Genomic DNA, 24,793 nt, shown 5'->3' with positions numbered 1-24,793 from the left:
AGCATGGCGACATGTGGAGTTGACTGATACTAATCGATCGAGGACTTAACCACAAAGAGTCATATTTATATGAACAACAATTGGTCGATATTCGGCTTTCTTGACATCAATCCTTTATCTAGTTTTGAAGGAATAAAATTTATATGAAAATATAAAATAATCCTTGAAAAAAATGATCTACACGATATAATAGTACTTGTCCTTAAAAAAGAGACAATACATAGTCTGGTGACTATGGCGAAGAGGTCACACCCGTTCCCATGCCGAACACGGAAGTTAAGCTCTTCAGCGCCGATGGTAGTTGGGGGATCTCCCCCTGTGAGAGTAGGACGTCGCCAGGCATATCGTTCCGCAGTAGCTCAGTGGTAGAGCTATCGGCTGTTAACCGATCGGTCGCAAGTTCGAATCTTGCCTGCGGAGCCAATATATGGAGAGCTGTCCGAGTGGCCGAAGGAGCACGATTGGAAATCGTGTAGACGGTTAACGCTGTCTCAAGGGTTCAAATCCCTTGCTCTCCGCCATCATATTTTCAATAAGGCCCATTGGTCAAGCGGTTAAGACACCGCCCTTTCACGGCGGTAACACGGGTTCGAATCCCGTATGGGTCACCATTTTCTTTCAAGAAGAATTCATTTACATAGTGGAGGATTAGCTCAGCTGGGAGAGCATCTGCCTTACAAGCAGAGGGTCGGCGGTTCGATCCCGTCATCCTCCACCATGATTTTTTACGAAGCGTAAGCGGAGTAAAATAATCTTCCTTAATTATTATGTGTAACTTATATCGTCGCGGGGTGGAGCAGTTCGGTAGCTCGTCGGGCTCATAACCCGAAGGTCGCAGGTTCAAATCCTGTCCCCGCAATACCATTTTTGCATGTTATTAGTAAAAGATTAACTTTGATCTTTTATGAGTGACGCAAGGATAGTTATTTTCGCTAGCGCGAAAAAACTTTGGTCCGGTAGTTCAGTTGGTTAGAATGCCTGCCTGTCACGCAGGAGGTCGCGGGTTCGAGTCCCGTCCGGACCGCCATTTTTTCTTGGAGTATTGTTTCTTGAAAAGGAAAAGGGTTTCGATAAGCGAGAAGGTCGAGGAAGCGATCGAAGGAACACCGGAGCGTATTTTACATACGTGAGGATGTGACTGAGTGAGCTGACGAAGAGATTCGAAGCTTAGCGGAAGCCGAAAACTATTTAGCTCAGTAGCTCAGTTGGTAGAGCACGGTGAATAAGCTTCACCCGAGTAAACATCAGCGTACAGCTCGAGCAACTACTTGATTCAGCTTCCTGAGAGCTGGACGATGGACTACAACATTCATATTGTAGGATGCATACTAAATACGGCTCAGTAGCTCAGTTGGTAGAGCAATGGACTGAAAATCCATGTGTCGGCGGTTCGATTCCGTCCTGAGCCACCATTTATTTACTTGATGCCGGTGTAGCTCAACTGGTAGAGCAACTGACTTGTAATCAGTAGGTTGGGGGTTCAAGTCCTCTTGCCGGCACCAGTCAAGTGATTTAGCTGGAGGGGTAGCGAAGTGGCTAAACGCGGCGGACTGTAAATCCGCTCCTTCGGGTTCGGCAGTTCGAATCTGCCCCCCTCCACCAAGATTTTTTACGAAGCGTCAGCGGAGTAAAATAATCCTCCTTAAACTATACGCGAGAGAAGTACTATGCTTCAAAGCGAATAGCATCAAGGTTTTGTAAAAACTAATATATTTCATAGGGGTATAGTTTAAAGGTAGAACGAAGGTCTCCAAAACCTTTGGTGTGGGTTCGATTCCTACTACCCCTGCCAATTTTAACATGGCGATTGTGGCGAAGTGGTTAACGCACCTGATTGTGGTTCAGGCATTCGTGGGTTCGATTCCCATCAGTCGCCCCATAAAAGTCACATTTTTATTTCCGTGACATATACTATCAGTGGGCTATAGCCAAGCGGTAAGGCATCGCACTTTGACTGCGACATGCGTTGGTTCGAATCCAGCTAGCCCAGTAGTGCGGAAGTAGTTCAGTGGTAGAACACCACCTTGCCAAGGTGGGGGTCGCGGGTTCGAATCCCGTCTTCCGCTCCAATATTAAGGCGGCATAGCCAAGTGGTAAGGCATGGGTCTGCAAAACCCTGATCACCGGTTCAAATCCGGTTGCCGCCTCCAAATGTAATGCCGGTGTGGCGGAATTGGCAGACGCGCACGACTCAAAATCGTGTTCCTCTGGAGTGCCGGTTCGATCCCGGCCACCGGTACCACATCGCGGGTGTAGTTTAGTGGTAAAACCTCAGCCTTCCAAGCTGATGATGAGGGTTCGATTCCCTTCACCCGCTCCAACTTACATACGACAGACTTTCTCTTTATGAGGAGGTCTTTTTTAATGTTGAAATTCCAGCATTTTATTTTCATGTACCACTTAATCATATGCAAGACTAACCTCTACTCATAATTCACAACCTTTTTATTTACCCACCACCCACCAAAACAAAACCCATCTAGTCAAAATTTTTCACCTTCTTAGTCAATTGAGTCCCCCTATTAAAGAAAGCGCTACCATTATAATGTAAGAAAGCGATTACACAGTTAGGGTGGTGATACGGGTGGAACCAAAGATTCAGACTGGACCAGTGAGCCCAGAAGTACAAATGAAGGCAGTGACGAAGAAGAAGTTCAAGTATAAGAGCTTGCTGACGTACGCTGCCTTTGTTGGACCGGCGCTTTTATTTTTCTTAGTGATTCAGATTCTTCCGTTCTTGATGGGTGTGTATTATTCCTTCACCTCATGGAATGGAGTAAGTTCGGTTGTTGAGTGGGTTGGGTTCGATAACTACAAGAAGATCTTCACGGATGATAAGACGTTTTTCAATTCATTCATGTTCACGACGAAGTTTATGTTTGCGGCAGTGATCATCAGTAACTTGATAGGATTCGGATTTGCCCTGTTGTTGAATGCCGCATTGAAGACGCGCAATATCCTGAGGACTGTATTCTTTATCCCCAACGTCATCGGGGGGTTGTTACTCGGGTTCATCTGGCAGTTCATCTTTGTTAAGGGATTCGCGTCACTTGGTAATATGACGGATATCGGATTCTTTAAGATGCCATGGCTTGGTGATGAGAAGACGGCTTTCTGGGGTATTGTCATCGTATTTGCATGGCAGATTTCGGGGTATATGATGGTCATTTATGTAGCGGCATTGCAAGGGGTGGACAATTCACTTCTTGAAGCAGCGAAGATAGATGGTGCATCGAGTTGGACCCTCCTCACAAAAATCATCATTCCGTTAATACTACCTGCATTCACGATTTGTTTCTTCCTGACGATTTCAATGGCCTTTAAGATATTCGATCTGAATATCTCCTTAACAGGCGGTGGGCCGTTCAATTCTACACAATCCGTGGCGATCAATATTTATCAGGAAGCTTTCCAGAATAACCGTTATGGACTTGGGACGGCGAAGTCGATTCTGTTCTTTGTGGTAGTGGCTGTATTTACGACGGTTCAGGTGATGGTGACGAAGAAGAAGGAGGTTGAGGCATAATGGGCAATCGTTATACGAAGAGAACATTTGTATTAGAAATCATCGGGATTGTAATCGGACTCATCTTCCTTATCCCTTTCTACTTCGTACTGGTCAACTCGGTGAAACCATTTGCTGCGATTTTGATTGATGCGGCAGCATGGCCGGAGGAATTTATGTTTTCCAACTATGCAAAAGTGTGGGAAGTCATCAATTTTCCACGGGCTTTCTGGAATTCGCTCGTCATAACGGTGTTCAGTAACATCGGTTTGGTGATCATCAGTTCTATGGCAGCATGGAAAATGGTTCGTACACCAGGGAAGTTCAGTAAGATCCTATTTGTCATCTTTGTATCCGCCATGGTGATCCCGTTCCAGACGGTGATGATCCCCTTGATGAAGGTTGGGGGCACGTTGGGACTGACAAATAGCATTCCTGGTCTCATTCTCATGTACTTTGGGTTCGGAGTGCCACTGTCCCTCTTCTTATATCACGGATTTGTGAAAACCGTCCCGATTGAAATCGAGGAATCAGCGATGATAGACGGCTGCAGTCAGTTTGGCGTGTTTTGGAGAATCGTATTCCCATTACTGAAGCCGATTACGGTGACTGTAATCATTTTGAACACATTGTGGATCTGGAATGATTACCTGCTTCCACTCCTTGTGTTACAGGATGCGGAACTGCGTACAATCCCCCTTGCAGCCAGCTCGTTCTTTGCACAATATACGAAGCAGTGGGATATGGGACTTGCAGCGTTGGTTCTCGGGATTACACCGATCATCATCTTCTTCCTGTTTTTACAGAAGCATATCATCAAAGGAATTGCTTCAGGCTCGATCAAGTAGATATAAAGTTTCTGTCGAGATGGTCTATCATTGATACAGAAATTTATATAAAATATTTTATATCAGGGAGGTCAATCCATTTATGAAACGTATTTTATTACTTTGTATGTCTTTGGTTTTAGTATTTGGAATTATTGCAGGTTGTTCTTCTAAAGACAAAACAAGCAGCTCAGGCGGGGATTCCGGTTCAGGTGATGATGTCGTGACACTGAATTTCTTCCAGTTCAAGGTTGAAATTGCCGATCAGCTGCAGGAAATGATCAAAGAATTCGAAGCGGAGCATCCGAACATTAAGATCAAGCTTGAAACCGTTGGTGGAGGTGCCGATTACGGTGCTGCACTTAAAGCGAAATTTGCTTCAGGGGAAGAGCCGGATATTTTCAACAATGGTGGATTCAAAGAATTAGAGCTTTGGAAAGAGAAGCTTGCGGATCTTTCTGGCGAGCCTTGGGTTGAGCATGTCCTTCCGATCGGGAAAGTTCCGATGACGGATGAGGACGGCAAGCTTTATGGTATGCCTGTTAACTTGGAAGGGTATGGATTTGTTTACAACAAAGATTTATTCGAAAAAGCAGGCATCACGGAGCCTCCTAAAACGATTGATGAGTTAAAGGACGCTGCGAAGAAGCTCGAGGCGAAGAAAATCACTCCATTCTCAGCTGGTTACGGCGAGTGGTGGGTAATCGGTCAGCATTTACTGAACATTCCTTTTGCACAACAGGAAGATCCAGATAAGTTCATCGCGGGACTTTATGACGGATCTGAGAAGATTGTAGGAAACGAAAAGTTCAAACAGTTCAAAGAGGTACTGGACACTGAACTTAAATATGCCAACGATAATCCTTTAACGACGGATTATAATACGCAGGTAACGTTGTTTGCTTCTGGTGAAACGGCGATGCTTCAACAAGGGAACTGGACTGAGAACATGATCACGGAAATCAACCCTGATATCAACATGGGCTTCCTTCCGATTCCAATCAGCAATGACGAGAATGCAGATCGCCTTCCTGTCGGAGTGCCGAATAACTGGGTATTGAATAAGAACTCCAAGCACCTTGAAGAAGCGAAAACATTCTTGGAGTGGATGGTTTCTTCTGAAACAGGTAAGCGTTATATCACAGAAGAATTTGCGTTCATCCCTGCATTTGATAATATCGAGCCGAATGGTCTTGGTGACCTGGGTCAATCCATCCTTGACTACTCTAAGGATGAGAAGACGATTCCTTGGACTTGGTTCAAATGGCCGGATGGAGCGAACAAAGAATTCGCTGCGACCATCCAGGAATATGCAGCCGGAAAAATTGATTATGATACTGTACTTGAGCGATTCCAACAAACGTGGGATAACTTGAAGTAAACGGAATAATGGAAAGCATGTCTACTTAAGGCATGCTTTCTATTTTATAAGTTTAATAGGAATATTTCGAAAAAATACTTCCAAGAGCGGGGAATAACACTTTATACTAGTGTATAAGTGAGACCTGGGAGGTCCGTCCCTCATGTTAAAGACAAGCATTCGAAATAAGTTGATTGCGCTCTTGATGATCACGACGATTGTGCCGTTTGGCAGTTCGATCATCATTACATATTTGTATACGAAGGATTCGATTGAGGAGCAGGTGGTGAAGGAGAGCAGTAATCTCCTTTATCAGGGGAAGGTGAACTTGGAGAGCTACATCAATGAGCTCAACGGGTTATCTCTTTCCCTCTATAATAATCCCGATTTCATTAATTTCATGAGGTCACCGGGTAAGGAGAATAATTACCTGACGATCGGCATCGTGAAAAACATTGTGCAAACGATTCTCTACACTGGGGACACGATCAACGGGGTACGCATTTCCTTTGCCGACGGTGACCGGGTCATTTCCGCAACAAAGCGATCCACCGTTGTTTTCTCCAATAGAATAAAAGATTCACAGTGGGAATACTTCAGAAAAGCAGAACGAAGCCCGTACAATATGTACATTGAACCTACCAATAGTCAGGAAGAGGAGAATATTAACCGGTCGAAGGAAATCATTACGATTCACAGGGCGTTCCGGAATGTTCCCGGTGACGAGGTGCTGGCGTATATTTCCCTGGACATCTCTCCGGATAAAATCATTGATTTAAGCAGAAACCTCTATAACCCTGATTCTGAAGAATTCTACCTTCTGTCTTCAGAAGGAGAAATGATTTACAGCTCTGATAGCGACGTATCGGATGATGGTTACAATCAGAAATGGATCAGAAAGATCATGGAATCCAAGGATGTTTCAGGGACCCTTGAGTGGAAGGAAGATAGGTTCAACGGGGTGATGATGTACGATCAGCTCCCAGCTTCTTCGGGAGGATGGTTCCTCGTGAAAAGGGTATCTTATGGCAATCTGTATGAAAGTGCGTTTAGTGTGGCGAAGATCAATATTTTGTTCGGGGTTCTTGGCTTGACCCTCGTTGTGCTGGCGACTCTGTTTGTTTCCTTCAAAATTACATCTCCAATCCGGATACTGCTTTCAAATATCCAGGAGGTGGAAAAAGGGAATATGAAGGTACAGGCGGAATCATTCGGCTTTGATGAAATCGGTATCCTTGGGAATCGGTTTCAGCAGATGATCGAGCGGATCAATCATTTGATCAACAGGGAGTATAAGCTGGAACTTGAAAACAAAACGAATCAATTAAAGGTTCTGCAGTCGCAGATCAATCCACATTTTCTCTACAATGCCCTGCAGTCCATCGGTACGATTGCGCTTAAGAACAAGGTACCGCAAATATACTCCTTAATCACTCATTTATCTAAAATTATGAGGTATGGGATGAATATGGAGGAGGATGTGGTCCCTTTAAGCAAAGAAATCAATTATACGAAGGCGTATCTTCTTTTGCAAAAGGAGCGGTTTGGAGAAAATCTGGAGTACAGTGTCGATATGGACGCAGTGGTGAAGGAGGTCCGGGTTCCCAAAATGATACTGCAGCCCCTCATAGAAAACTACTTCAAGCACGGATTCGATATCCGTGATGGAGTGGGGAGGATTGATCTGACCTGCTTTCAGGATGGAGCAACGCTTGTGATGATCGTCCGGGACAATGGAGCAGGGGTGACAAAAGACAGGCTAAGGGAAATAGAAGAGCACTTCAAGGCAGAAGCATGGAATAAAACCGGTGAAGAAACCAATATCGGACTGAAGAATGTGTATGTAAGGCTAAAACTTTACTATGACCATAAGGCGACTCTGCTACTTGAGAATCATGAAGATGGGGGCTTTATGGTCACCATGAGGCTGCCGCTCAGAATGGAGGGGGAGGCAAATGAAAGCAATCATCATTGACGACGAAAAGCATGTGCGTGAAGGGTTACTTTTGTTGGCAGAATGGGAAAAGCACGGCATCCACACCATCCTCGAGGCAGAAGATGGAGACGAAGCCATCGAATTGATCACAGAGCACAGGCCCGAGATCATCTTCACGGATATGAGGATGCCGAAGAGGGACGGCATCACCCTGTTAAAATGGCTTCATGCCTCTGACCTCACAAGCAAGACCATCGTTGTGAGCGGATATGATGACTTTGAATATATGAGAAATGCAATCCATTATAAGAGCTTCGATTACATTCTGAAGCCGATTGAACCGGATGTGCTGAATGACACGCTGGATAAGGCTGTGTTGGAATGGAAGGAGCAAGCCCGGTCAAGGAAATTCCAAGTCGAGGAAAACAGGGTCCTTAATGAGGCAAAGCCTCTATACTGGGATCGATTATTCTCCAGTCTCTGTACGAAGGAGAGCATTACGGCTGAAATGGTGGATAAGGTTGAGAGGGAGTTCGGTGTTTCACTGCCGAAGCTTAAGAAAACGGTTGCGCTCCTGCCGATCAAACCGATTGTGATGAAATCCTTTCAGGGTGACAGGGACCTTGCCTTTTTTACCCTCATTAATATTTGCAATGAGCTCTTACGAAAACAAAATGATGGGGTATGCTTCCGGAACAGCAACAAAGAAGAGGAGCTTGTCATTCTCTTCTGGAAGCATAAGCATGTGACCTATCTGCTGGAGGAAATCTACTCATTAATCTATCAATATAGCAAGGTGTTTACGGTCCTTGCTCTCGGGAAGAAGTCAAAAAAGGTGAATGAAGCCTATGAATCCGCCCTTGAAGTATTTTCAAGGCATGCCCTCCTGGATCAGAAGAAAATGGTCACACACAGGGATGTGAAGAGCGGGCACCTCCTTCATTTATTGGATTACTCCAATGAATTGAAATGGGCAATCCGTTCTGGAAGCAGGGAGCAGGTGCAGCACCAGCTGGAAGCGATCTTCGCTCAGTTAGAAAACAGGCATACCATCTCCATCGAGCAGCTTAAGGGTTGGGAAGATCAGTTTGAACTGTTGCGGACCAATTGGTTGAAGGAATACGAGATCAAGCGTCAGGAACCTTTCTACCGGGGAACGGATTATTGGAATGAAGACGGATCGTTTTCGTTCCGGAAGTTTAAAGAAGAAAAGACAAAAGAATTTATCGAACTTATTCAGACACTGACAAACGTTAAATATCAGAAGGAAAAAAACAATATGCAGCATATTGAAGAATATCTGCAGCAGCATTATCAGGAGGATATCAACCTTCAGGACATCGCCGACAGGTTCTTCTTAAGCAGGGAATACATTTCCCGTAAGTTCAAGCAGGATTATGGAGCGACCATCACGGACTATATCACCGGTATCAGGATGGAAAAGGCGAAAAAGCTTCTGGAAAACCCGTATTTGAAAATTTACGAAGTGGCCTACGGAGTAGGATACGGGAATGAGAAGTACTTCAGTAAGGTGTTCAAGAAGCACACGGGTGTTACACCAAATGAATACCGTCATGCACAAATATAAACTTGGAGGTTTTACAATGTTAAACGTAACCGTATGGAATGAAAATCGTCATGAACAAAAGAATCCGAAAGTGAGAGAAGTGTATCCTGAAGGAATTCATGGTGCCATCGCTTCTTTCCTCGGAGAAGCGTCCTGCAATGTGAAAACCGCTACATTGGATGAAGGTGATCACGGATTGACGGAAGAAGTGCTGGAAGGGACGGATGTATTGGTCTGGTGGGGCCATATCGCACATGAAGAAGTGAAGGACGAGGTGGTCGAACGGGTGAAACAGCGGGTCCTCGACGGAATGGGCTTGATCGTCCTTCATTCAGGTCACTTCTCTAAGATTTTCAAAACCTTGATGGGGACATCCTGTGATTTGAAGTGGCGGGAAGCGGATGAAAAGGAACGCATCTGGATCGTGGACCCGAGCCATCCGATCACAGCCGGTTTAGGGGAATATTTCGAGCTTGAAAAAGAAGAAATGTATGGAGAGCATTTTGACATCCCGGCACCGGATCAGCTTGTGATGGTAAGCTGGTTCGAAGGTGGGGAAGTGTTCAGAAGCGGGTGTACGTATCAGCGCGGGAACGGAAAGGTATTTTACTTCCGTCCGGGACATGAAACCTATCCAACTTATTACAATGAAAATGTCCAAAAGGTCATCGTCAATGCCGTGAAATGGGCAGCACCGGTGGATCATGCAAGACCTGTATATGGGAATGCAAAGCCGCTCGAAGAGATCAAAGGATCAAACTGAAAATAGAGGAGGAAAAATCATGAAAACATTAAAAATCGGGGTCATCGGCTGTGGAAGCATCGCTCAGCACCGCCACCTTCCGGAATACGCAAATAATAAAAACGTTGAAGTAGTCGCAGTGTGTGACATCGTCGAGGAACGGGCATGGAAACTTGCCGATGCAGTAGGAGCTAAAGCCTATACCAATTATAAAGAACTGCTGGCAAATGCTGATGTGGAAGCAGTGAGCGTATGTACACCAAACTACCTGCATGCACCAATTTCCATTGATGCCTTGAACGCAGGAAAGCATGTACTATGTGAAAAGCCGATGGCGACTTCAAGTGAAGAAGCAGAAAGTATGATCGAGGCATCCGTTAAAAGCGGTAAAAAGCTGATGATCGCTCACAACCAGCGTTTTGTCCCTTCTCATCAAAAAGCGAAGCAGCTGATTGAAAACGGGGAAGTGGGCAAAATCTACAGCTTCCGTTCAGCATTCGGTCACGGTGGTCCTGAAGGCTGGAGTGCTGATGGCAAGGATAGCTGGTTCTTCAAAAAGGACGAAGCGTTCATCGGTGCCATGGGTGACCTTGGTGTTCATAAAACAGATCTTCTTCGTTACATCTTAGGGGAAGAATTTGCTGAAGTCGGCGCCTTTGTGGAAACAAGCGCAAAGGAAAATGCCGATGTGGATGATACGGCAGTTTGCGTATTGAAAACGGAAAGCGGTACAATCGGTACCCTTGCAGCAAGCTGGTCTTATGTGTCTAAAGAAGACAACTCCACCATCATATATGGAGAGAAAGCGATTCTCCGTTTAGAAGATGATCCGGTAAACTCCCTTGTCGTGCAATATGCAACGGGGGAAGTAGTAAAGTATGAACTTGGAGGCATTCAAACGAATGACGAGGGAGGACAATCGAATTCCCGCGTGATCGATCAATTTGTACACAGCATCCTTCATGATGCAGAGCCTCCCGTACCGGGTGAAGAAGGAAAGAAATCACTTGAGGTTGTTTTGGCAGCTCTTGAATCAAGTGAAACAAAACGAATTGTAAAGCTATAAAGGGGAATGCGAGCGATGACCAAACTTCGGATGGGAGTGATCGGCGTCGGGGAGATCGCCCAGACGCGTCACATCCCTACTTTTATTAAACTATCAGATTCAGTATCGATTGAAGCGATCAGTGATATCAATCCCGTCACGGCTCAAACTGTGGCAGAAACCTTTAACATCCCGCACGTGTTCAGTGATTATCGGGACATGTTCGGGCATGTGGATGCCGTAACGGTCTGTACTCCGAATAAATTTCATGCAGAAATCACGATTGCCGCCCTCGAAGCCGGTCTTCACGTGTTTTGTGAGAAACCGATGGCCATGACTCCTGAGGAATGTGAAAGAATGATCGATGCTGCTGAAGAATCAGGGAAGGTTCTGGCAATCGCCTATCATTATCGTTTCATGAAGGACTCACGTGCGGCGAAGCGGGTGATCATGGAAGATGAAATCGGAGAACCGATGGTCGCCAGGGCAAGAGCGATCCGCCGCCGCAAAGTACCGGGCTGGGGAGTGTTTACCAATAAGGAGCTTCAAGGCGGTGGCAGCCTGATCGATTACGGATGTCACTTCCTCGATTTATCCCTATGGCTTCTTGGAAATCCGGCACCTGTTGAAGTGACGGGGACGACCTATAACAAACTTAGTAGAATGCCTGATCAAGTGAATCAATGGGGAGATTTCGATAAAGAGAGCTTTGAAGTCGATGACCACGTGACGGCTTATATCAGATTCGATAACGGAGCATCCATGCTTTTTGAAACGTCCTGGTCCGCAAACGTGAAGAGTGATGAAGAAAGCATGAGCATCTCAGGGGAAACGGGGGGAATCGATTTATTCCCGTTCCAGATGAATCAGATGAAGCACGGCATGCTTCTGAATAGCGATGCGGATTGGGTTCCCGGTGAAGACGATCCGAGTCTTCCACAAGCCCGGAACTTTATCAACAGCTGTCTTGGTTTAGAGGAGTTGGTTGTGAAACCACAGGAAGCCATGCAGGTGTCCCAAATCATAGATGCCATTTATAAGAGCAGTGAAACCGGACAAAGCATCACATTGAAATAGGAGGAAGTATAAATGAAACTAGGCGTATTCACAGTATTATTTTCACAAAAAAACCTTGATGAAATGCTGGATTATGTAAAAGAAGCGGGACTTCACGCAGTGGAAATCGGTACGGGAGGATATCCCGGAAATGCCCACTGTGACCTGGACGCCCTTTTAGAAAGCGAAGAAAAGAGAAACGAGTACTTAGAGAAGGTAACGTCACGTGGACTTCAGATCAGTGCGTTCAGCTGTCACGGAAATCCGATTTCACCTGATGCCGTCTTTGCTGAAGAATCCCATGTTGCCCTGCAGAAAACGATCAAGCTTGCCGGATTGATGAATGTACCGGTCGTCAACTGCTTCTCCGGAACAGCAGGGGACCATGAAGGAGCCAAGCATCCGAACTGGCCGGTGTCACCTTGGCCGAATGAATATGGGGATATCCTGAAATGGCAGTGGGAAGAAAAGTTGATTCCATATTGGAAAGAGATAGGGAAGCTTGCAGAGGATCATAATGTGAAAATCGGTCTCGAGCTCCACGGAGGGTTCCTTGTACATACTCCGTACACGTTATTGAAGCTTCGTGAAGAAACATGCGATGCGATCGGAGCCAATCTGGACCCAAGTCATCTTTGGTGGCAGGGGATCGATCCGGTTGCAGCCATCAAGATCCTTGGAAAAGAAAATGCGATCCACCATTTCCATGCAAAGGACACATACATCGACCAGGACAACGTCAACATGTACGGCCTGACAGATATGCAGCCATACGGCAGCATCCAGACGCGGGCGTGGTCATTCCGGTCGGTGGGATGCGGGCATTCCTTGCAGGAGTGGTCGGATATGATGAGTGCCCTGCGCACATTCGGGTATGATTATGTCGTAAGCATCGAGCATGAAGATCCGATCATGTCGATCGAAGAAGGATTCGGCCGAGCCGTGAAGAATCTGAAATCGATCTTGATTGAAGAGCAGCCATCGGATATGTGGTGGGTGTAGTGTTTTGAAGGGAGAGGGTCCATTGGGCTCTCTTTTTTTTTGAGAAGTAAGTGTGGAGGTGCCTCGGGTTAACATTTATTGTAAATCGGCTGGATTATTTGCTGAAACGGCTGGATTTTCACAAAAAATGGCCGGATTCATCGCGATTTCGGCTGGTTTTACAGCAAAAACGGCCGGATTATTGTGAATCTCGGCCGGATTGACCCCGGCCACTGTCCACATTAGGTTGGAGTGATTCCCAGGAATCCAGGAGAATCCACTATCCACCAACCACTTCAAACAATCCTTCCCCACCGTGAATCCCGATGAACATATCCATCAATGATTTCGTCAGTTTCCCGCTTTCTTCTTTAGAAAGGGATGGCTTCAAAAATATGATCTGTACGGCATTTTTCGTGTCTTCCCCGACGGGTGCACGATCAGAGTCGACGAATGGACTTCCGAAAGGTCCGTCCCCGTCACAGGCGACGATGAGGTTTTCCAGGGAGTTTTCCCGGCCGTTGAGCCCTGTGTAGGTTTGTCCTGTTTCCCCCACTTTTAACTCGAGGTGATTCCCCTTGAGCCCCGCACAGTCGTAGATACCGATTGGCACTTCGTATTGAAGGGAGAAGAAGTTATTGAGATCGATGGCAGAATTAATGGTAGTCAGATAGTTTTGTTTTTTGACACGGCGGAAAAGGGCCTCGGCTGAATGACGGTACCGGTTCGGATCTTTTCCTGTACTCTTGAAGATTTCCCTCCATGCGGCAATCCCTTCCAGTTCGGTGACGCTCTTATCATGAAGGTCAAAGAAGATCGATTCCTGAAACAGCTGAAGTCTGCCTTTCAGCATTTGAGGAGAAGAGCCGACTTCGATATGATGGTATTGAATGAATCCGACTTTGAAATCGGGGATTTTACTCGTAATGGATGAATCAATTGTGATTTCCACTTATTTTCCCTCCACATTTGTTTTAAAATAGTTTATCATAATACACATTGCTATTTCACGAATGCTTATTTAAATAAATTCAGAAAGGAGGCAGGGGCAATGGATATAAATCAATTAAAACAGGATATCATTGCGTACAGTAAGGAGATTGGAATAGATAAGATCGGGTTTACCACGGCCGATACGTTCTCTGAAATGAAGAACAGGCTCCTTCGCCAGGAGATGCTCGGGTATCAATCCGGGTTTGAGGAGAAGGTTATTGAGAAGCGGGTCGATCCTTCCTTGATATTTGATCAACCGAAATCGATCATCGCGATTGCCCTTGCCTATCCTTCCAAGATGAAAAATGCCCCCCAAAGCAAGCGTGGGGAGAGACGGGGGATTTTCTGCAGGGCATCATGGGGGACGGATTATCACCATGTGCTCAGGGATCGTCTGTCAAAGCTTGAAGAATATATTGTCTCCAGAGTCCCACAGGCGCGCTTCAAATCCATGGTGGATACAGGGGAACTCGTGGACCGGGCCGTGGCGGAGCGTGCAGGGATCGGCTGGAGCGGGAAAAATTGTTCCATCATCACACCCGAATTCGGATCATATGTCTATTTAGGGGAAATGGTGACGAATCTTCCTTTTGCACCTGATACACCCATGGAGGACCAATGCGGGACATGTAATAAATGTGTGGACGTATGTCCGACGGGGGCCCTCATTGAAGGCGGGCAGCTGGATTCCCAGAAATGTATTGCGTTTTTAACCCAAACAAAGGGGTTTCTTGCGGATGAGTACCGTGTGAAGCTCGGAAATCGCCTGTACGGTTGTGACACCTGTCAAACCGTTTGTCCGGAAAATAAGGGGAAGGACTTCCATTTTCATGAAGAGATGGAGCCGGATCCTGAAATCGCTAAGCCGCTCTTAAAGCCGCTATTAACCATCAGTAACCGTGAGTTCAAGGAGAAATACGGTCATGTATCGGGTTCTTGGAGGGGGAAGAAGCCCATTCAGCGAAATGCGATCATTGCCCTCGCTCACTTTAAAGATGATACGGCCGTAGATGACCTTATCCATGTGATGGAAAAAGATGTGAGGCCTGTCATGCGGGGAACCTCCGCATGGGCCCTGGGGAAAATCGGAGGAGAAACAGCGGAAAAAGCTCTCCTCCTGCAGCAAGCGGTTGAAACCGATGAAGAAGTCATGGATGAAATACAAAAAGGTCTTAACTTAATACGCCACAAAGGATAAACTCATCATTTCTCCCCGAGTTTATCCTTTTTTGTTTTGAACGGTTTGAGTGGAGCATATCAATTAGTGAGGAGGGAAGACGATGATTCGAAAGCTGTTAATGGAAAAAGTCCATCATGTAATCGAAGAATATACTTCTCGCAGTCAATCAGATTACGAGAGTGACAAAGTGAGAAGGAAAAAAGCATCCTGTCAGGAGCGCCACGCAGAAATCGTGAAGGTGGATGCAACCGGAAAGGTCCTCCGTATTACACAAGAAAGCAATGAGACTCAAACCATTTTATATGATGTTCATTATAAATATCTCATCAAACAGGGGGCCCTGCTCTATTTGGAAGAGGAAGTGGAGAATCGAAGGGCGGTCTTCTACAATGAGAATATGTATGAAGATGGAGAAATCCAGATTCAACGTGAAGAGGGCGTGGATGAAGAGGAGAGCGTGACTCATGAAGAAGAAGAAAGAGTGACGTACCGGTATGACCGTCTCAGTGCCGTTCAATATGCAGAGCGGTGGTGGAACAGCTATAATCCGGCATTCAAGAAGTTCGAGAATGATTGCACGAACTATATTTCGCAATGCCTTCATGCAGGGGATGCTCCGATGCGGGGATATCCCACCAAGGGGAAGGGGTGGTGGATGCGGAATCAGAACTGGAGTTACAGCTGGACGGTGGCGAATTCCTTGAGGTGGTATATCCCTAATTCGACGATCGGTCTTCGCGGGAGGCTTGTGGATGATCCGAAAGAATTGAAGCTTGGGGATGTGATCTGCTACGACTTTGAAGGGGATGGACGTTTTGATCATACGACCATTGTCACGGGGAAGGATGCCGCGGGAGAGCCCCTCGTGAATGCCCATACGTTCAACAGCCGGATGAGATATTGGAAATACGAAGATTCCACTGCCTATACACCTAATATCAAATATCGATTTTTTACGATCGTAGATGACCGTTAAGTCTTGTTCTATGGGGGAGAAATGGTATAATGTCACTTAGAGTTTTATGAATGAGGTGACATTGACATGGGAGTACATGTTGTATTATATCAACCAGAAATCCCTGCTAACACAGGGAATATTGCAAGAACATGTGCAGCGACCGACACTACCCTGCACTTGATCCGGCCACTTGGATTCTCGACGGACGATAAAATGTTAAAGCGCGCCGGCCTTGATTACTGGCAGTTTGTAAACATTGTCTACTATGATTCCCTCGAAGAGTTCTTCGAGAAAAACGACGGCGGTGAATTTTTCTATTTAACAAAGTACGGGAAAATCCCTCACACGAACTTTGATTATAGTGTGGAAGACAAAGAATACTTTTTTATTTTCGGCAGGGAGACATCCGGACTTCCTGATGACATCATCCAGAATAATCTGGACCGGGCCCTCCGCATCCCTATGAATGAAAACGTCCGCTCCTTGAACCTTTCCAACACAGCGGCGATACTCATCTACGAAGCATTAAGGCAGCGGAATTATCCGGGTCTGTTATAAAAAGCAGGAATGAAAATCAAATGATTTTCATTCCTTTTTTTATTTAGCTTATACTAAGAGGATAATGAGAAGGGAGAGACTACATAATGAATGAAACCATCGAAACCATCCTGAAACATCGGTCCATCCGTGAATTTAAAAATGAAGCACTGACCGGGGAACAGATCCGTACGATTGTCTCCAGTGCACAAGCTGCGAGTACATCAAGTTATATACAGGCGTATTCGATCATTGGCGTGAAGGATCCCGTGAAAAAGAAGAAGCTTGCTGAGCTTGCGGGGAATCAAACATATGTCGAAGCAAATGGTCACTTCTTCGTATTCTGTGCTGATTTATACCGCCATGAAAAAATCGGTGAATGGGAAGGAGCAGACGTCATTCCTTCTTTGGAAAGCACGGAAAAATTCATGGTGGCCCTCATTGATGCTTCCCTGGCCGCACAGAATGCAGCCATCGCTGCTGAATCAATGGAACTTGGGATCTGCTATATCGGCGGGATCAGAAATGATCTGGAGTCGGTAAGTGAACTGCTGGGACTGCCGGAGCGGGTCATCCCTTTATTCGGACTCGCTGTCGGTATCCCTGAACATCATTCGGATGTTAAGCCGAGGCTGCCGATGGAATCGGTTTACCATGAGGATTCATACAATGTGGATGAGACCTCCATAAAGGAAGGGCTCGACCGCTATGATGAAACGATTTCATCCTATTATCATGCCCGGACCGCAGGGAAACGATCGGATCGCTGGACCGCGCAAATGGCGAAGATGCTGTCTGGTAAGAAGCGGATGTATATGAAGGAATTTGTGGAGGAGAAAGGCTTTAATAAAAGATAAGCAGTTATCCGGGGAAATGAAAAAGAACTGGCCATGTGGTCAGTTCTTTTTTCGATTTGGTTTCATCCAGCTCCGGCGGCTAGAGGCTCGAGGTCATAAGTTAAACCTGCCAAAAAGGCAAGGAGCGCCTTTCCGGCAGGTTTAACTTATGCTTGTCGCCTCTGAACGAGCCGCCTCCGCTTTAGTTTGAGCCCGGTTTATCGTTATATCCAGCAGTGAAAATCGCTACTAAGAACACTAAAGATACACCTACGATCATGACAGTACCCATGTTTATGCAACCTCCCAGTTTACTTATTCCACAGTCTGTCTTTAGTATAGCCTATTTTTAAATTGATGTGAACGAAAGTTGGATTTTTTTTGCTGTTTTGTGAAAGTTTGAAGGTCGAAAGAGAAAGCGTTTCATATTTATGCCCCTATTCCAATGAATGAAGCGATATCGACCGTTTGCCTTGAATTAAAATATCTTATTAACATGTTCGGGTGAACAAGCGCATAGAGTATATTAATCGTCTCTCATTAAGCGACAGGGGGAGGTCCTTATGGATATTTTAAAAAGAATTGAACATTATCGAGAAGAAGAAGAGAAACTGAAATGGGAAGGGACGTTTGCTCAGTATTTAGACCTGCTGAAAGAGAAGCCTTGGATCGGGCAGTCTGCTCATTCAAGAGTCTTTAATATGATTAAAGATGCCGGAGTCGAGGAGGTCGAGGGGAAACGAAAGTATAAATTCTTCAGCAATCAATTATTTGGCTTAGAAGAGGCGCTGGAAAGACTCGTTGAAGAATACTTTCATCCTGCTGCGAAACGATTAGACGTGAGAAAGAGGATCTTATTATTGATGGGTCCTGTAAGTGGAGGGAAATCGACACTCGTTTCCATGCTAAAACGGGGACTCGAGCAGTATTCACGGACTGAAAGAGGAGGAGTGTTCTCCATTAAAGGCTGTCCGATGCATGAAGACCCGCTGCATTTGATCCCTCAGCATTTACGTGAAGATTTTTATGAAGAGTATGGAATCCGCATAGAAGGAAATCTCTCTCCATTGAATACCATGCGTTTGGAGAAAGAATACCATGGCCGCATTGAAGACGTCCAAGTGGAAAGAGTCTTCTTCTCTGAAGATAAACGTGTTGGGATTGGTACTTTCAGTCCATCTGATCCAAAGTCACAGGATATCGCCGATTTAACAGGAAGCATCGATTTCTCGACGATTGCAGAATTCGGTTCAGAATCCGATCCGCGTGCGTACCGGTTCGATGGGGAATTAAATAAAGCGAACCGTGGTTTGATGGAATTTCAGGAAATGCTCAAATGTGATGAAAAGTTCTTATGGCACTTATTATCTCTTACCCAGGAAGGGAACTTCAAAGCAGGCCGGTTTGCCCTGATTTCTGCCGACGAGCTGATTGTGGCTCACACGAATGAAACCGAGTACCGATCCTTCATTTCGAATAAAAAGAATGAAGCCCTGCATTCACGTATCATCGTCATGCCGGTCCCGTATAATTTGAAGGTCACCCAGGAAGAGAAGATATATGAAAAAATGATCAATGAAAGTGATGTTTCGAACGTCCACGTGGCTCCTCATACATTAAGGGTCGCAGCCATGTTCACGATCCTCACCCGACTGAAGGAACCGAAGCGAGGTGACATCGATTTGATCAAAAAGATGCGCCTATACGATGGAGAAAATGTAGAAGGCTTCAATTCTGCCGATGTGGATGAAATGAAGAAGGAATACCAGGATGAAGGTATGAGCGGTATCGATCCGCGTTATGTGATCAACCGTATCTCTTCTACAATCATTCGAAAAGAAGTACCGACCATTAACGCGTTGGATGTTCTCCGTGCTTTGAAGGAAGGTCTGGACCAGCATCCATCGATCACCAATGAACTTCGGGAAAAATATTTAAACTTTATCTCCCTTGCCCGGAAAGAGTATGATGATATCGCCAAGAAAGAAGTGCAGAAAGCCTTTGTGTACTCGTATGAAGAGTCTGCGAAAACGCTTATGGATAACTATCTTGATAATGTTGAAGCCTACTGCAACAAAGCAAAGCTTCATGACCCGTTAACGGGTGAAGAAATCAATCCGGATGAAAAGCTGATGCGTTCCATCGAGGAGCAGATCGGAATCTCTGAAAATGCGAAGAAGGCATTCCGTGAAGAAATCCTGATCCGTATCTCTGCTTATGCCCGTAAAGGGAAGCGATTCGACTACAATTCACATGATCGCCTGAGAGAAGCCATTCAGAAAAAGCTATTCGCGGACTTGAAGGATGTTGTAAAAATCACGACATCATCCAAGACGCCAGATGAACAGCAGCTGAAGAAGGTCAACGAAGTGGTTGCCCGCCTCATCGACGAACATGGTTACAACTCAACATCCGCCAACGAATTACTGCGTTATGTAGGCAGTCTGTTAAACCGTTAATAGAAGTGCAATCGGGAGGTGCTCGGCATCTCCCGATTTTTTCTGGATTGTTTAAATCTCTCACCTAAAGGGAAAAGTAGTATCCAAGAGGTGAAGAGATATGAGTAAAAGCAAACACGAATTAGATAAAAATTATGAACCGGAAAACGGCTCTATGGCGCATGATATGGAAGAGATGGAGCAGTTAGGGAAACAGATGGATAAGCTCAGGACGAATGAAGAATTGAAAGAGGATAATAAGCAGCCCGATCCTGTTCAATATAAAGAGAAAGACAAGGAGTAGTTGACAGAAAACTCTGAATACAATAATCTATAGATAGAGAGCCGGACCCATTATTAAATGAAGGTGGGTTGATAGGATGTCGTTTACACCTAAATCTCGGGAAGAAGCGGAACCTCTCAATGGTAGCATGGCTTCTAATATGGAGGAAGTCATTAAACTGGGGAAGCAAATGGAGAAATTACGTTCCAGTGGCGAATTAAAGTTGCACAATCGAGTTTCAGACCCGGCTCAATATGAAGAGGAAGCTTAATCAGGTGATACTGCCTGATTATTTTTTTTGGAATCCGATCAATCCGGGACAGGCATTACAACCTGTCAGAAAAATAGGCTCGTCCAAATAGAAAAGAACGGTTAATTGTCGAAATTATTTGTAAATTTATCAATACTTCTGCATAGGATAGAGTAATCCCCGTTTCACTTCATGGGATACGTGCAGTTTAGACAGTCAACATAGTGTATGCAGGAAATTGAAAAAATGTGAAAAAAATTAAGGAGGGGAATAATTTGAGTCAAATGGATAATCATCAGTTTGTCATTTCCAAGGAAGATTGGGCCCTCCACCGCAAAGGTCACGATGATCAGCAGAGACATCAAGAGAAAGTACAGGATGCCATCCGCAATAATTTACCAGACTTGATCACAGAAGAAAACATTGTCATGTCCAATGGCCGCGACGTCGTCAAAATCCCGATTCGTTCGTTAGATGAATATAAAATCCGTTACAACTATGATAAGAATAAACACGTCGGGCAGGGAGACGGTGAGAGCCAGGTAGGGGACGTCATTGCAAGAGACGGCTCACAACAGCAGCAGGGTCCAGGGAAAGGTCAAGGGGCCGGGGACAAAGCCGGTGAAGATTATTATGAAGCAGAAGTGTCAATGCTTGAAATTGAAGAAGCCTTATTCAGCCAATTGGAGCTTCCGAACCTGAAGAAGAAAGAGCAGGATGTCCAAACCGTCGAGCATATTGAATTCAATGATATCCGTAAAACTGGCCTAATGGGAAATATAGATAAAAAGAAGACGATGATGTCTGCCTTCAAACGAAATGCCATGAAAGGAGCACCAAGCTTCCATCCCATCTTTACAGAAGATCTGAAATTCAGGACGTGGAACGAAGTATTAAAGCCGGAATCCAAAGCCGTTGTACTCGCGATGATGGATACGAGCGGCAGTATGGGAGTATGGGAGAAGTATATGGCAAGAAGCTTCTTCTTCTGGATGACCCGATTCTTGCGCACAAAATATGAAACTGTGGAAATCGAATTCATCGCTCATCATACCGAAGCCAAAGTGGTGTCGGAAGAGCACTTCTTCTCGAAAGGGGAAAGCGGGGGCACGATCTGTTCATCAGCCTATCGAAAGGCCCTTGAACTCATCGATGGAAAGTATTCTCCAAGCCGTTACAATATTTACCCTTTCCATTTCTCTGACGGGGATAACCTGACGAGTGATAATGTACGCTGTGTCAAGCTTGTCGAAGAATTAATGAAAGTGTCCAGCATGTTCGGATATGGGGAAGTGAATCAGTATAATCGTCACTCCACATTAATGTCAGCCTATAAAAATATTAAAAACGACGATTTCCGCTACTACATCCTTAAACAAAAAGCCGATGTATTCCACGCCATGAAGAGTTTCTTCCACAAGGAGCAGGAAAAGGCATTCGCGTGAGAAAAACCAGCCGACGAGGCTGGTTTTTCATTGTCATCTATTTATCTCGTTACATATGAATTCATTAGCTTATTCTGTATCTAAAGTGCTAGAATAGAGAAAGGTACTTTAAAAACATTCTATAAGCGGTGAGGGTTGTCATGACAAGTGAAAGTCAAGAAATTAAGCAGCTAAAGCAGGAAATTAAAGAATTGAAAGAACAGCTGGTTCAATCAGAGCAGCTCATCATGGAGATTTCAGCCCCGATTATTCCATCCATCATCCCTGAAACCATCCTGATCCCCATTACGGGCAGGCTGAGTCCTGAACGCTTTGAGAAGATCATTACAAAGATATTGGACGTCTCTTATGGAGAGGACATTAACACCATCATTGTCGATTTCTCAGCGATATCAGAGAAGGAAATCGGTGAAATCGATATTTTCGGCACGTATATTGATAACATGGGGAAGGCCATCGGGTTAATGGGAATCGAAACTCTTTTTGTCGGATTCACTCCTTCTCTCACTCAAATCATGATCAATTCAGGAGTGAGGGAGCTTCAAGGGATCAAGACCTTCCTGACATTCCGGACAGCACTTCAGTACTTGATGAGGGAAAAAGACCTCGAATTCCAAAAAGCCAACCAATAAGGTTGGCTTTTGTACTGAGATCCATCATGTCAGATTTTTATGTGGTGAGACTACCTCAACGCCATCCGGTTTTCCGACAATCATCAGGTCGGTCAAGTCAATGAAAAGACCTGTTTCCACGACACCTAATAATTGTTTTAACTGGGAGTGTAGGGAGGCAGGGTCCTCGATGCCTGTGAAATGACAATCCACGATATAGTTTCCGTTATCGGATATAAAGCGTTCATCATTTCTACTTCTTAGAACAGGCGTGCATCCTAATTCAGCGAGTGATTGGCATGTCACTTCCCATCCGAAGGGGAGGATCTCAACAGGGAGTGGGAAGGAGCCAAGCTTTGAGACCAATTTGGACTCGTCCACGACAATGATGAACTTGCGGGTGAACGTATCAATAAACTTCTCCCTCACCAATGCTCCACCTCCCCCTTTTATTAAGTTGAACATTGCATCCACTTCATCGGCGCCATCAATCGAAAGGTCCAACATGTTCACTTCAGAGAAGGTGGTTAATGGAATAGCGGCTTTTTTTGCCAGGCGCTCTGTTTCCACTGAAGAGGGGATCGCCTTGATCTGTAATCCTTGAGAGACAAGTTCCCCTAATTTCTGAATCGTCCAATAAACGGTTGAACCGGTTCCCAGACCGATCGTCATTCCGTCTTGTATATATTCTGCCGCTTTTTCACCGGCCAATTTCTTTTCCAGGCTGTCCACTCTATTGCCCCTTTCCAACGTAATCATCGTTTTACTTAGCATTCTATACTAGAATAAATATGAATGAAAGAAGGAGAGATCATATGATTAGATTCGGAATCATTGGAACCAACTGGATCACTGACCGTTTTATACAAGCGTCAGAAGGCGTGGATGACTTTCAATTACAAGCTGTTTACTCAAGGACTGAAGAGAGGGCAAGGGCATTCGCTGAAGCCCATGGGATCACGGACTGGTTCACGGATATAGAAGAGATGGCGAGTAAAGATCATATCGATGCCGTTTACATAGCCAGTCCCAATTCCTTTCACTGCAGTCAGGCCATCACTTTTTTAAATAAAGGCATTCACGTCTTATGTGAGAAGCCATTAGCTTCTAATGAAAGGGAAGTTCAAGAGATGATTGCTTCCGCAAAGGAGAACGATGCCTTACTGATGGAAGCGGTCCGGACCACTTTTCTGCCTAATTTCCAGCTGCTTAGAGAGAAGCTGCACACCATTGGGACCATTCGGAAAGTCAATGTCAGCTGCTGCAAGTATTCTTCCAGATACGACGCGTACAAAGATGGGACAGTGCTGAATGCATTCAATCCCACATTTTCCAATGGTGCCCTGATGGACTTGGGCGTATATTGCATTTATCCCATGGTTGTTCTGTTTGGGGAACCTAATGATATAAAGGCCGATGCGTTCATGCTTGATTCAGGTGTCGACGGATCAGGCAGTGTCATCATGAAGTATGAACAAATGGATATAGCAGCAACCTTCTCCAAAATTTCGGACACTCATATCCCGACTGAAATCCAAGGCGAGGAAGGAACGGTCACCATCGATAAAATTGGGGATTTCAGTACCGTGACGTTTTATTATCGCAGCGGAGAAACCTGTACGTATGTTCAACCAGAGGATCATCCTCCAATGTATTATGAAATACAAGAATTCGTGTCTATTATTACATCCGGGAAAAGATTCGAATCTATGATCAATTCGTATGATCATTCCCTCCTAAGCGCCAGGGTGATGGATAAGGCGAGGAAACAAATTGGATTGGTATTTCCTGCGGATAGATGATGAATGGACGCGAAAAGCTGTTGAGTTGGACTTAACAGCTTTTTTTTGTCGCCGAAAAAGGGTTCTCTCCCTCCTGAGTCGTATAAGTAGGGGGAAGGGAGAGGGAAAAATGGAATTTATTTATGTCTTGAAGCTGATTCCACGCTTACATAAAGAAGAAAGCTGGACAGGCGAGGATGAAGGAATTGTTAAACGCCACTTTACCAGGTTGAAGGAAATGACAGAATCCGGGGTCGTAATCCTTGCAGGTCGAACGCTGAATGAAGAGGAAAACGCCTTTGGAATCGTTGTATTTGAAGCAAATGACGAGGAGCAGGCAAAGGTTATGATGGAAGATGATCCCGCCGTGAAGGAAGGGATCATGACAGCGGAATTATTCCCTTACCGGGTGGCACTTATTACGGAAAGAACCAAATAAAGTTATAGAGTAGGTGAAGGCAG

The 24,793-nt window shown here is 45.2% G+C and carries 23 protein-coding genes, 16 tRNA genes, 1 rRNA gene and 1 pseudogene; 38 read left to right on the top strand and 3 right to left on the bottom strand.

What is annotated here, in order from left to right:
* The first annotated feature begins 224 nt into the window (after window positions 1–224).
* From rrf to V8G47_RS03835, 26 genes are all read left to right on the top strand, one after another.
* A 5S ribosomal RNA gene (gene rrf, locus V8G47_RS03960) occupies window positions 225–341 on the top strand.
* Window positions 342–348: 7 nt separating this feature from the next.
* A tRNA-Asn gene (locus V8G47_RS03955) sits at window positions 349–423 on the top strand.
* Between the two features lie 6 nt (window positions 424–429).
* Window positions 430–521: transfer RNA gene (locus V8G47_RS03950), tRNA-Ser, on the top strand.
* A gap of 15 nt (window positions 522–536) precedes the next feature.
* Window positions 537–611: transfer RNA gene (locus tag V8G47_RS03945), tRNA-Glu, on the top strand.
* A gap of 31 nt (window positions 612–642) precedes the next feature.
* A tRNA-Val gene (locus V8G47_RS03940) sits at window positions 643–718 on the top strand.
* A gap of 67 nt (window positions 719–785) precedes the next feature.
* A tRNA-Met gene (locus V8G47_RS03935) sits at window positions 786–859 on the top strand.
* A gap of 91 nt (window positions 860–950) precedes the next feature.
* Window positions 951–1,027, top strand: a tRNA-Asp gene (locus tag V8G47_RS03930).
* Window positions 1,028–1,336: 309 nt separating this feature from the next.
* Window positions 1,337–1,412: transfer RNA gene (locus tag V8G47_RS03925), tRNA-Phe, on the top strand.
* 14 nt (window positions 1,413–1,426) lie between these two features.
* Window positions 1,427–1,502 (top strand) — tRNA-Thr (locus V8G47_RS03920).
* A 16-nt stretch (window positions 1,503–1,518) separates the two neighbouring features.
* Window positions 1,519–1,602 (top strand) — tRNA-Tyr (locus V8G47_RS03915).
* 116 nt (window positions 1,603–1,718) lie between these two features.
* Window positions 1,719–1,792: transfer RNA gene (locus V8G47_RS03910), tRNA-Trp, on the top strand.
* A gap of 11 nt (window positions 1,793–1,803) precedes the next feature.
* Window positions 1,804–1,879, top strand: a tRNA-His gene (locus V8G47_RS03905).
* Between the two features lie 39 nt (window positions 1,880–1,918).
* A tRNA-Gln gene (locus V8G47_RS03900) sits at window positions 1,919–1,990 on the top strand.
* 4 nt (window positions 1,991–1,994) lie between these two features.
* A tRNA-Gly gene (locus V8G47_RS03895) sits at window positions 1,995–2,069 on the top strand.
* A gap of 7 nt (window positions 2,070–2,076) precedes the next feature.
* A tRNA-Cys gene (locus V8G47_RS03890) sits at window positions 2,077–2,150 on the top strand.
* Window positions 2,151–2,158: 8 nt separating this feature from the next.
* Window positions 2,159–2,242: transfer RNA gene (locus V8G47_RS03885), tRNA-Leu, on the top strand.
* Between the two features lie 4 nt (window positions 2,243–2,246).
* Window positions 2,247–2,320 (top strand) — tRNA-Gly (locus V8G47_RS03880).
* 309 nt (window positions 2,321–2,629) lie between these two features.
* On the top strand, window positions 2,630–3,526 hold the full coding sequence (locus V8G47_RS03875) for a carbohydrate ABC transporter permease (RefSeq protein WP_336198972.1): 897 nt from the start codon (window positions 2,630–2,632) through the stop codon (window positions 3,524–3,526).
* Entirely contained in the window at window positions 3,526–4,353 is an 828-nt protein-coding gene (locus tag V8G47_RS03870) for a carbohydrate ABC transporter permease (RefSeq protein WP_336198960.1), read from the top strand. The genes V8G47_RS03875 and V8G47_RS03870 overlap by 1 nt, the downstream gene beginning before the upstream one ends.
* Window positions 4,354–4,435: 82 nt before the next feature.
* On the top strand, window positions 4,436–5,713 hold the full coding sequence (locus tag V8G47_RS03865; RefSeq protein ID WP_336198959.1) for an ABC transporter substrate-binding protein: 1,278 nt from the start codon (window positions 4,436–4,438) through the stop codon (window positions 5,711–5,713).
* 142 nt (window positions 5,714–5,855) lie between these two features.
* Window positions 5,856–7,667 carry a cache domain-containing sensor histidine kinase gene (locus tag V8G47_RS03860; RefSeq protein ID WP_336198958.1) on the top strand — a complete coding sequence of 604 codons (1,812 nt, stop codon included), beginning with the start codon at window positions 5,856–5,858 and terminating at the stop codon, window positions 7,665–7,667.
* Window positions 7,648–9,216: a response regulator transcription factor gene (locus tag V8G47_RS03855; RefSeq protein ID WP_336198957.1), complete on the top strand. Its 1,569-nt coding sequence runs from the start codon at window positions 7,648–7,650 to the stop codon at window positions 9,214–9,216. The genes V8G47_RS03860 and V8G47_RS03855 overlap by 20 nt, the downstream gene beginning before the upstream one ends.
* 16 nt (window positions 9,217–9,232) lie before the next feature.
* Window positions 9,233–9,958 carry a ThuA domain-containing protein gene (locus tag V8G47_RS03850; protein ID WP_336198956.1) on the top strand — a complete coding sequence of 242 codons (726 nt, stop codon included), beginning with the start codon at window positions 9,233–9,235 and terminating at the stop codon, window positions 9,956–9,958.
* Between the two features lie 19 nt (window positions 9,959–9,977).
* Complete coding sequence (locus tag V8G47_RS03845) at window positions 9,978–11,003, top strand: Gfo/Idh/MocA family protein (RefSeq protein WP_336198955.1); 1,026 nt, start codon at window positions 9,978–9,980, stop codon at window positions 11,001–11,003.
* A gap of 15 nt (window positions 11,004–11,018) precedes the next feature.
* Window positions 11,019–12,059 (top strand): Gfo/Idh/MocA family protein, encoded by a 1,041-nt coding sequence (locus V8G47_RS03840; protein WP_336198954.1) that lies wholly within the window; start codon window positions 11,019–11,021, stop codon window positions 12,057–12,059.
* 12 nt (window positions 12,060–12,071) lie between these two features.
* A complete protein-coding gene (locus tag V8G47_RS03835; protein ID WP_336198953.1) occupies window positions 12,072–13,040 on the top strand; it encodes a sugar phosphate isomerase/epimerase family protein in 969 nt (322 codons plus the stop codon).
* Window positions 13,041–13,115: 75 nt separating this feature from the next.
* Here V8G47_RS03835 and V8G47_RS03830 read toward each other — a convergent pair whose 3' ends face one another.
* Window positions 13,116–13,319 (bottom strand): hypothetical protein, encoded by a 204-nt coding sequence (locus V8G47_RS03830; RefSeq protein WP_336198952.1) that lies wholly within the window; start codon window positions 13,317–13,319, stop codon window positions 13,116–13,118.
* Window positions 13,300–13,971: a B3/B4 domain-containing protein gene (locus V8G47_RS03825; RefSeq protein ID WP_336198951.1), complete on the bottom strand. Its 672-nt coding sequence runs from the start codon at window positions 13,969–13,971 to the stop codon at window positions 13,300–13,302. The genes V8G47_RS03830 and V8G47_RS03825 overlap by 20 nt, the downstream gene beginning before the upstream one ends.
* Before the next feature lie 99 nt (window positions 13,972–14,070).
* Between V8G47_RS03825 and queG the strand changes: the two genes are divergently transcribed.
* The 10 genes and pseudogenes from queG to V8G47_RS03780 all read left to right on the top strand — a co-directional run bounded on the left by queG (window position 14,071) and on the right by V8G47_RS03780 (window position 22,571).
* Window positions 14,071–15,210, top strand: a complete 1,140-nt coding sequence (queG, locus tag V8G47_RS03820) for a tRNA epoxyqueuosine(34) reductase QueG (RefSeq protein ID WP_336198950.1) — start codon at window positions 14,071–14,073, stop codon at window positions 15,208–15,210.
* 85 nt (window positions 15,211–15,295) lie between these two features.
* The gene (locus tag V8G47_RS03815) at window positions 15,296–16,168 is read left to right on the top strand and encodes an amidase domain-containing protein (protein ID WP_442970793.1); all 873 of its coding nucleotides are present in this window, start codon (window positions 15,296–15,298) and stop codon (window positions 16,166–16,168) included.
* Between the two features lie 5 nt (window positions 16,169–16,173).
* A pseudogene (locus V8G47_RS20820) lies at window positions 16,174–16,218 on the top strand (hypothetical protein); the annotation flags it as partial.
* A gap of 16 nt (window positions 16,219–16,234) precedes the next feature.
* Window positions 16,235–16,708 (top strand): tRNA (uridine(34)/cytosine(34)/5-carboxymethylaminomethyluridine(34)-2'-O)-methyltransferase TrmL, encoded by a 474-nt coding sequence (gene trmL, locus V8G47_RS03810; RefSeq protein ID WP_079534738.1) that lies wholly within the window; start codon window positions 16,235–16,237, stop codon window positions 16,706–16,708.
* An 86-nt stretch (window positions 16,709–16,794) separates the two neighbouring features.
* Window positions 16,795–17,544, top strand: a complete 750-nt coding sequence (gene nfsA / locus V8G47_RS03805) for an oxygen-insensitive NADPH nitroreductase (RefSeq protein WP_336198948.1) — start codon at window positions 16,795–16,797, stop codon at window positions 17,542–17,544.
* Window positions 17,545–18,086: 542 nt separating this feature from the next.
* Complete coding sequence (locus V8G47_RS03800; protein WP_336198947.1) at window positions 18,087–19,982, top strand: PrkA family serine protein kinase; 1,896 nt, start codon at window positions 18,087–18,089, stop codon at window positions 19,980–19,982.
* Window positions 19,983–20,082: 100 nt separating this feature from the next.
* Window positions 20,083–20,265 carry a hypothetical protein gene (locus V8G47_RS03795; protein WP_336198946.1) on the top strand — a complete coding sequence of 61 codons (183 nt, stop codon included), beginning with the start codon at window positions 20,083–20,085 and terminating at the stop codon, window positions 20,263–20,265.
* A gap of 76 nt (window positions 20,266–20,341) precedes the next feature.
* Window positions 20,342–20,515, top strand: coding sequence for a hypothetical protein (locus V8G47_RS03790; protein ID WP_106298488.1), 174 nt, complete (start codon window positions 20,342–20,344; stop codon window positions 20,513–20,515).
* A 263-nt stretch (window positions 20,516–20,778) separates the two neighbouring features.
* The gene (gene yhbH, locus V8G47_RS03785) at window positions 20,779–21,939 is read left to right on the top strand and encodes a sporulation protein YhbH (protein ID WP_411388018.1); all 1,161 of its coding nucleotides are present in this window, start codon (window positions 20,779–20,781) and stop codon (window positions 21,937–21,939) included.
* Between the two features lie 140 nt (window positions 21,940–22,079).
* Window positions 22,080–22,571: an STAS domain-containing protein gene (locus V8G47_RS03780; RefSeq protein WP_336198945.1), complete on the top strand. Its 492-nt coding sequence runs from the start codon at window positions 22,080–22,082 to the stop codon at window positions 22,569–22,571.
* A gap of 24 nt (window positions 22,572–22,595) precedes the next feature.
* On the opposite strand, the gene rpiA is transcribed toward V8G47_RS03780, so the two are convergent.
* A complete protein-coding gene (rpiA, locus tag V8G47_RS03775) occupies window positions 22,596–23,309 on the bottom strand; it encodes a ribose-5-phosphate isomerase RpiA (protein ID WP_442970791.1) in 714 nt (237 codons plus the stop codon).
* A gap of 56 nt (window positions 23,310–23,365) precedes the next feature.
* Here rpiA and V8G47_RS03770 point away from each other — a divergent pair, with 56 nt between their 5' ends.
* Complete coding sequence (locus tag V8G47_RS03770) at window positions 23,366–24,352, top strand: Gfo/Idh/MocA family protein (RefSeq protein ID WP_336198943.1); 987 nt, start codon at window positions 23,366–23,368, stop codon at window positions 24,350–24,352.
* A gap of 109 nt (window positions 24,353–24,461) precedes the next feature.
* Window positions 24,462–24,770: a YciI family protein gene (locus V8G47_RS03765; protein ID WP_336198942.1), complete on the top strand. Its 309-nt coding sequence runs from the start codon at window positions 24,462–24,464 to the stop codon at window positions 24,768–24,770.
* Window positions 24,771–24,793: the final 23 nt, after the last annotated feature.

The organism is Rossellomorea sp. LJF3, from assembly GCF_037046045.1.
Classification (GTDB): Bacteria; Bacillota; Bacilli; order Bacillales; family Bacillaceae_B; genus Rossellomorea.
This window is presented reverse-complemented; position numbering and strand designations above follow the sequence as displayed.